Consider the following 7,072-nt stretch of genomic DNA (forward strand, 5'->3'; position numbering starts at 1 on the left):
CCAGATACTGCTCTCGTGCCCTGAAGTACCGTAATTTCATTTAACTCCGGGCAGTTCGGTCGTCAGGAAGCCATTCGGCCAAATTGAGGCAAACATGAGGGCGTTAATCTGCACTTTACAGTCCCTTTACCCTTTTGTGTTAAAAACAGTAACAGAGAAAAACCTCCTACCCTCTTTCCTTTAAATAACTGTTACGTTCCTTCATTACTTTCTTTATGAGAGATTCAATGCGATAGATTTGCAACCGTAAATATTACAGTTATACCGGAAACGAAGTGGTTTGGGACAATTAGCGCGCCGTTAGCGTGGTGGCTGGTTAGGCGCTGAAAGCCGCGCCTAGCCTGAGCTAGGTAAGGTTTTCAGCAACGCCGCCAGACGCCGCGATAACAAGCGATAAAGTCCCAAACCACTTTGGTTCCGGTATATCACAGGTACTGCTCACCAAACCCAGATTCAGTATACTGATAGTCATTTTCACCCCTTCCAAATCCATTTTCCTAAGCCTGAATAAGGCTACCAAAAAACCAAGCAATGAAAAACCATTTTTTATTCATCCTTTGCCTCCTTTTCCTTTGTACCAGCTGCAACGACGACGATGATCCAATCACCCCGGCCCCAGGAGAAACAACAGGCCCTCAGTACATCGAAAATCTAGATTTCTCTGCTTCAATAAACGAAACATCTGAAATTCAGGATTTCGACGTCGAGAACGGATTCCTTTACTTCATTTACGACCAGGCCATTTACAGTATAGACCTGAACTCAGGCACAAACACCGCAGAACTCGTCATAGAAGATTCTACGGATTGGCCCAACACACTCAAAGTCATAGGCAGCACCTTATACTATCAGGGCGACTCCTGGGCACAATCCCAGGACATCAAAGTTGTGGACCTGAATAATGTTTCTGCGGGGGTTCAATCCACCCACTCCATTGTAGGTATTTCACGGTCGCAGTTGTCTAAAGATTCGGGCAAATTGTATTACACTTCAAGTATTGATGCGTATTCACCCATTAATAACTTCTACGAATTCAGCCAATCATCTCCAGATCGATTGATTGCAACCGACGACTTCATCCACCCTGCAAATATGCGGGTAATTGACAACTACCTCTACTTCTCATCTAAAAACGAAGTCCGTCGATTCGACCTGAGTAGTTCAACCGAAGAATCTGTACTCCTTTACACCGTTCCTGGCACAGGAGACGACAACGAATATGAAGACATAATTGGATTCGACATCAAAGACGACGTCGTTTACTTTACCCAGTTGGGCGACAATAAACTCTACGCTAAAGACCTGCAGCAGCCAGACGAAGCAGCGGTAGTGTTGAGATCGAATAACGACGAAGGTGTTACGGGTTACGGTAAGATAATCGTAGCTGACGATAAGCTGTACGTCAAAAAAATTATTGAAAAGCAGCTGGAAATTTTCGGGATCTAAACCGATAACAATCCTGTACCATGAGGTGGTGCGTAACACTCTGAATCGCCTTCGGTTCAGAGCGTTACGCCCCTCCTTAATCGCTACTCATACCAAGCAAAGCATACCAAATAAAGCCGGCGGTTTCGTAAAGTCTGCGAATTCGTTCACAACGGCCTTTATCTGTGCGCCGGATTATTGTCGTGCAGCAATCTTTATCGATTGCTGCACGACAGCGATCCGTCTGGTTATTTCCTCGAGTGAAGCCCGATGATATTCCCCTCCGTATCCTGGAGTATGGACACAAAGCCGAATTCGCCAATCGACATTTTGGGCCTGACGACTTTACCTCCTGCTTCCTCAACCCGGTTTTCTTCCGTGGAGCAGTCTTCGGAAACGAAGTAGACCACAGTGTTATTTCCGCCTGCAGCCATGCCCTCCTTTTCCACCAGAGCGCCTGAAATGTTCAGGCCTCCGTGGTCTGAAGGGAACGCTGCTTGTCTGCCCCACTCGATGGGGAAGTCCACAAGCTGGGTGCTGAATACGGTTTCGTAGAATTTCTTTGCGCGGTCCATGTTCGACACGTGAATATCAAACCAACCAACAGGATTTACACTTTTCATTTGTACTGTATTTTAAGTTCGATGCAAAGTTGGGGCGGCAACGAAACCTAAAATTGTAAAAATGGGACAAACCCGGGTTATTACTTTACCTGGTCGAATTTCTGGTCTGCGATTTCGAGCAAAAAACAGCCGTTCGTGCATTGACCTTAATTCTTCGAATGCAGTTTAATCCACACCTTCAAAGACCAAAGACATCTTCAGGTGATCACCATAAAACTCTTTAGGCGTGAGCCCGGTAAACTCCTTGAAGTCCTTAATGAAGTGTGCCTGATCGTAGTATTCATGCTCGTAAGCCAGGTCGGTAAGGCTGGCAACATCCTTGTTCAGTAATATCTTCAGCGCAGCCTGAAGCCTTACCGTTTTAGAAAGCTGCTTGGGACTTATACCAATGTCTGACGAAAACTTGCGTGCTAACTGCCTTCGGTTGGTATTATTTTGTTGAGACAGCTCTCCGACGGAGAGTTGCCCGTTAGCAGTCAGAATGGTTTCTACGGTACTCTGCACTATCTGGTCTATCGTTTCTGTATTCGCCAGCCGGCCAAGCAGAAAAGCTTCGACAAGGCTGATTCTTTCTGAAGTTAATTCAGCCTGCAAGACCTTCTGCCCGATTTCCTGGCCGTCCTCCCCGAATAATTCCTCCAATGAGACGGCTGTATTCTCCATTTTCTTTATCGGTCTCGTGGCAAACGGTTGAAAACCGCTAGGATGAAAACACACGAAAAACGTACCGGTAGCGCCAACCGGCTCTACTTCATACGGTCTGGTCAATTGTCCAATCACAAAGCTTTTCGGAAGGAGCGTACCAGTTCCTTGCTCATCATAGTGTTTGTACGGAGCACCGTAGTGAAAAATCATCTTCATACAGCCATCGGGGACAATGGTATTACGCGTTGGCGTATCCTCTCTGGGCGCTTCCAGCGTCCAGTAACATTTAACGAATGGAGCCAGATCCTTATGTGGTTCGAATATATGGTGGGTCATCGAATTTGATGTTCGTCTATTTCGCTTGCCTTACGGATAGGGTTCCACCGCAAAGAACGTGGCTGGCCTCTCCGCCGCCACGGCTCGCAAAAATCAGTTTTCAATGCTATGGCTGAATCACCGGGCAAATCAACGTTTTATCAATGTGGTTAACGACCATAATATTACGAATACTGACCGGCATTTACCTCGCTTTCACCATCTCTGTTCAGCCACAACGATATATGCCAGCAAATTAACCCGACACCAAACGCAGCAATTCTCTGCCCTCAAAGCCACCCCCGCACCCGCGACCGCGCCCCAAAAACAGCGTAATCCTGAATCGAATCTGCCACCGAAACTCTGAAGTACAACAGATGTAGTATCTTATGCCCGAATTCCACACCCCATCAAATTACATTCATGAGAACGCTTCTATCTTTTCTCGTCCTTTTACTGGCTCTTCCGCTTGCGGCCCAGAGGAAAAAGGATGCTCCCGGAAACGGAGTACCACCCACCGAAACCCTCGGCGGTTTCAAACTCCGTAACGTGGGGCCCGCATTCGTGTCCGGCCGGATTTCCGACATAGCCGTACACCCTAAACACGAAAACACCTGGTACGTAGGTGCTGCCTCCGGCGGCGTTTGGAAAACGAAGAACGCAGGAATCACCTGGGATCCCATCTTCGACAACCAGAAATCCTTCGCCATCGGCTGTATCACCATCGATGAGCGCAACCCCGCCACCGTTTGGGTCGGGACAGGCGAAAACGTCGGTGGCCGCCACATCGCCTTCGGCGATGGCATTTACCGCTCCGACGACGCAGGCGCGAGCTGGAAAAACATGGGCTTGCCCAACTCCGAGCACATCTCCAAAATCATCGTTCACCCCGACGACAGCGACGTCGTTTGGGTAGCCGTACAAGGCCCCCTGTGGAGTAAAGGCGGCGACCGTGGCCTCTACAAAACCATCGACGGCGGTAAAAACTGGAAGAAAACCCTCGGCGACGACGAGTGGACCGGCGCAACCGACCTCATCATCGACCCGCGTGACCCCGACCTGCTCTACGCCGCCACCTGGGACCGCCACCGCACCGTTGCTGCCTACCTCGGCGGAGGCCCCGGCTCCGGCATCCACCGCAGCCGCGACGGCGGCGAAACCTGGGAGAAAATCGAATCCGGTATTCCCCGCTCCAACCTCGGTAAGATTGGCCTCGCCATCAGCCCGCAAGACCCCGACGTGGTGTATGCTGCCGTTACGCTGGATCGCCGTACAGGAGGAATTTACCGCTCCGCCAACCAGGGATCACGGTGGACCAAAATGTCCAATACCGTTTCCGGAGGCACCGGCCCCCACTACTACCAGGAACTCTACGCCAGCCCCCACGCCTTCGATCGCCTCTACCTGATGGATGTACGCATTCAGGTTTCTGAAGACGGAGGCGCAAGTTTCCGCCAGCTTCGGGAGCGTCAGAAACACTCCGACAACCACTCCATTGCTTTCCGCGCCGATGACCCCGACTACTTGCTGGTCGGTACCGATGCCGGTGTCTACGAAACCTTCGACCTCGCTGAGAACTGGCGCTTCATCGACAACATGCCCCTGACGCAGTACTATAAGGTTGCCGTAGACGACCGCGAGCCTTTCTACCACATCTTTGGTGGTACGCAGGACAACGGTTCTCATGGCGGACCCAGCCGGACCGATTCCCGCGCCGGCATCCGCAACGGCGACTGGTACAAAACCCTCGGTGCCGATGGTCACCAATCGGCTACCGAGCCGGGTAACCCCGACATCATTTACGCTGAGAGCCAGCAAGGTGGCCTCAACCGCATCGACCTGAAAACCGGCGAAGCCGTAATGGTACAGCCGCAGGCCCGTGCCGGCGACCCTCACGAACGGTTCAACTGGGATGCTCCCATCGTGGTTTCCAGCCACGACCCTAAGCGCCTTTACTTCGCCAGCTACCGCGTTTGGCGTTCCGACTCCCGCGGCGACGACTGGGAACCCATCTCCGGAGACCTGACCCGCAGCGAAGAGCGCATCGCCCGCCCCATCATGGGCGCCGTGCAAAGCTGGGACAACCCGTGGGACATCTACGCCATGTCCAACTACTCCACCATCACCTCCCTGGCAGAATCCGAAGTAGACGAAAGCATCGTCTGGGCCGGCACCGACGACGGCATCATCCAAGTCACCACCGACGGTGGTGAGAACTGGAAAAAAATGATGGTTTCCGATATGCCCGGCGTGCCGGAGCGTGCCTTCATCAACGACGTAAAAGCCGACAAGTACGACGCCAACACTGTCTACGTTTCGCTCGACAACCACAAAGAAGGTGACTTCACACCTTACATCTTCAAAAGCACCAACCTGGGTAAAAGCTGGACCTCGCTGCGCGCCAACCTGCCCGACCGTACCCTCGTATGGCGTATGGTTCAGGATCACGTAAGCAAAGATCTTCTTTTCCTCGGCACCGAGAACGGCATCTACGTAACCATGAACGGTGGCAACGACTGGAAAAAACTGGCCGGTTCTCCAACCATCCCTTTCCGCGACCTCGCTATTCAGAAACGGGAGAACGACCTCGTCGGCGCCAGCTTCGGCCGGAGCTTCTGGGTACTGGACGACTACAGCCCGATGCGCGAAATGACCGTTGGAGCAATGGAAGATCAGGAAGGAGCACTTTTCTCCGTCCGTGATGCCTGGTGGTACACTCCCCGCAATAACGATCCCGGCGTTGGTGCAGGAAAATACTTTGCCGACAACCCCGAATTCGGAGCCGTATTCACGTACAACCTCAACACCGAGTTCAAGAGTAAGAAGGCCATGCGCAAAGAGATGGAGAAGGAAGCCAAAAAAGAAGGTAAGCCCCTCACGTTCGTCGGCTACGATGCCATTGATGCCGAAAACGACGAGCGCAAACCGAAGGTATGGCTCACCGTAAAGGATGCCGACGGTAACATCGTCCGTAAAATCAGCCAACCACTGAAAAAAGGAATCCAGCGCGTAGCGTGGGACCTCCGCTACCCTTCTACCTGGGCCATCAGCCCCGGCCAGGGCGGTGGTCGTGGCCGCGGCCGCCGAAGCGGTGGCTCAATGGCCCCTCCCGGGAAATACTCCGTCACCTTGAGCAAGGAAGTTGAAGGAAAAATCACCCAGCTTGACGGCCCGGTGAGTTTCAATGTCAAGCCTCTGCACAAGCCGACCCTGGAAGGCGCAAACGCAGAGAAGCTCATCGCTTACCGAGGAAAAGTCAAAGAAGTACAGGATATGATGGCTATGAGTCAGGAAAAACTGGGTGATCTCAAGAAACAGGTCCAATCTCTGGAGACTGCTCTCGAACGGTCCTCCATTGCACCGGGCAAACTCAACGAAGAGATTTATTCTCTGCAGGATGAGGTCCGCACCCTGAGCCGTATGATGGAAGGTAGCCCCGCCCGTGATGAAGTTGGTGAGAAAGCACCGCCCACAGCAGGCGATCATTTCTTTGCCGGCTACCGCGGTCTTTCCACTACCTACGGCCCAACACCAAACATGGAACGCAGTCTTGGCATCGCAAAGGAGATGATCGAGAAGATCATGCCCAAAATCGAAGCCCTGACCGCTAAGCTACCTGCCCTTCAGCAGCAGCTGAAGGCAGCAGGTGCGCCATATATGATCGGCACCGGCGAGTAATTCGGCAGCCTTGAAGCTGCAGTTCTACTACCTTTAATCGGTAAAATAAGTTGGAGCGTGAGGAAACTCACGCTCCTTTTTTATGCCTCTACGGTTGTCCTCTTCCCCTCAGAAGCTGGCAAACCTCCCGTTTACAGTTTTCCGGCGCGGCCGCAGGTGCAATGAAAAGGTTTACGGGCTTAGCTCCTGATAGCAGGCGTGATCTCTGACGATGGCCGCACTTGTTTCCAACCCGTATGATTGTGGTGAAGTGTGCGTTAGGTCAATGGTCCGCTACGATTTTAGGCTTCTAAAAAAGGGTAGGCCCTTAACTTGGTGATTCTCACACCTACCAAGAATGACCTACCCGACGAAAATCGAAACTCTCGCTGCCCAAATATTGCAAA

The 7,072-nt window shown here is 52.0% G+C and carries 4 protein-coding genes; 2 read left to right on the top strand and 2 right to left on the bottom strand.

Features of this window, described 5'->3' with window-relative positions; genetic code table 11:
- Positions 1-531 precede the first annotated feature (531 nt).
- Complete coding sequence (locus FUA23_RS08645) at positions 532-1,446, top strand: hypothetical protein (RefSeq protein WP_147930329.1); 915 nt, start codon at positions 532-534, stop codon at positions 1,444-1,446.
- 227 nt (positions 1,447-1,673) lie between these two features.
- Here the strand turns inward: FUA23_RS08645 and FUA23_RS22730 are convergent, their stop codons facing one another.
- Both FUA23_RS22730 and FUA23_RS08655 read right to left on the bottom strand, forming a co-directional pair.
- Entirely contained in the window at positions 1,674-2,048 is a 375-nt protein-coding gene (locus FUA23_RS22730; RefSeq protein ID WP_147930330.1) for a VOC family protein, read from the bottom strand.
- Between the two features lie 165 nt (positions 2,049-2,213).
- Positions 2,214-3,029 carry a helix-turn-helix domain-containing protein gene (locus FUA23_RS08655; protein WP_147930331.1) on the bottom strand — a complete coding sequence of 272 codons (816 nt, stop codon included), beginning with the start codon at positions 3,027-3,029 and terminating at the stop codon, positions 2,214-2,216.
- A 402-nt stretch (positions 3,030-3,431) separates the two neighbouring features.
- On the opposite strand from FUA23_RS08655, the gene FUA23_RS08660 reads away from it, so the two are divergent.
- Positions 3,432-6,686, top strand: coding sequence for a WD40/YVTN/BNR-like repeat-containing protein (locus FUA23_RS08660; RefSeq protein WP_147930332.1), 3,255 nt, complete (start codon positions 3,432-3,434; stop codon positions 6,684-6,686).
- The last annotated feature ends 386 nt before the right edge of the window (positions 6,687-7,072 follow it).

Source organism: Neolewinella aurantiaca, from assembly GCF_008014675.1.
Taxonomy (GTDB): Bacteria; Bacteroidota; Bacteroidia; order Chitinophagales; family Saprospiraceae; genus Neolewinella; species Neolewinella aurantiaca.

Bases quoted from the DNA above. Each gene is read 5' to 3' on its own strand.
- FUA23_RS08645 (WP_147930329.1), top strand. From the start codon at position 532: ATGAAAAACCATTTTTTATTCATCCTTTGCCTCCTTTTCCTTTGTACC.
- FUA23_RS22730 (WP_147930330.1), bottom strand. From the start codon at position 2,048: ATGAAAAGTGTAAATCCTGTTGGTTGGTTTGATATTCACGTGTCGAAC.
- FUA23_RS08655 (WP_147930331.1), bottom strand. From the start codon at position 3,029: ATGACCCACCATATATTCGAACCACATAAGGATCTGGCTCCATTCGTT.
- FUA23_RS08660 (WP_147930332.1), top strand. From the start codon at position 3,432: ATGAGAACGCTTCTATCTTTTCTCGTCCTTTTACTGGCTCTTCCGCTT.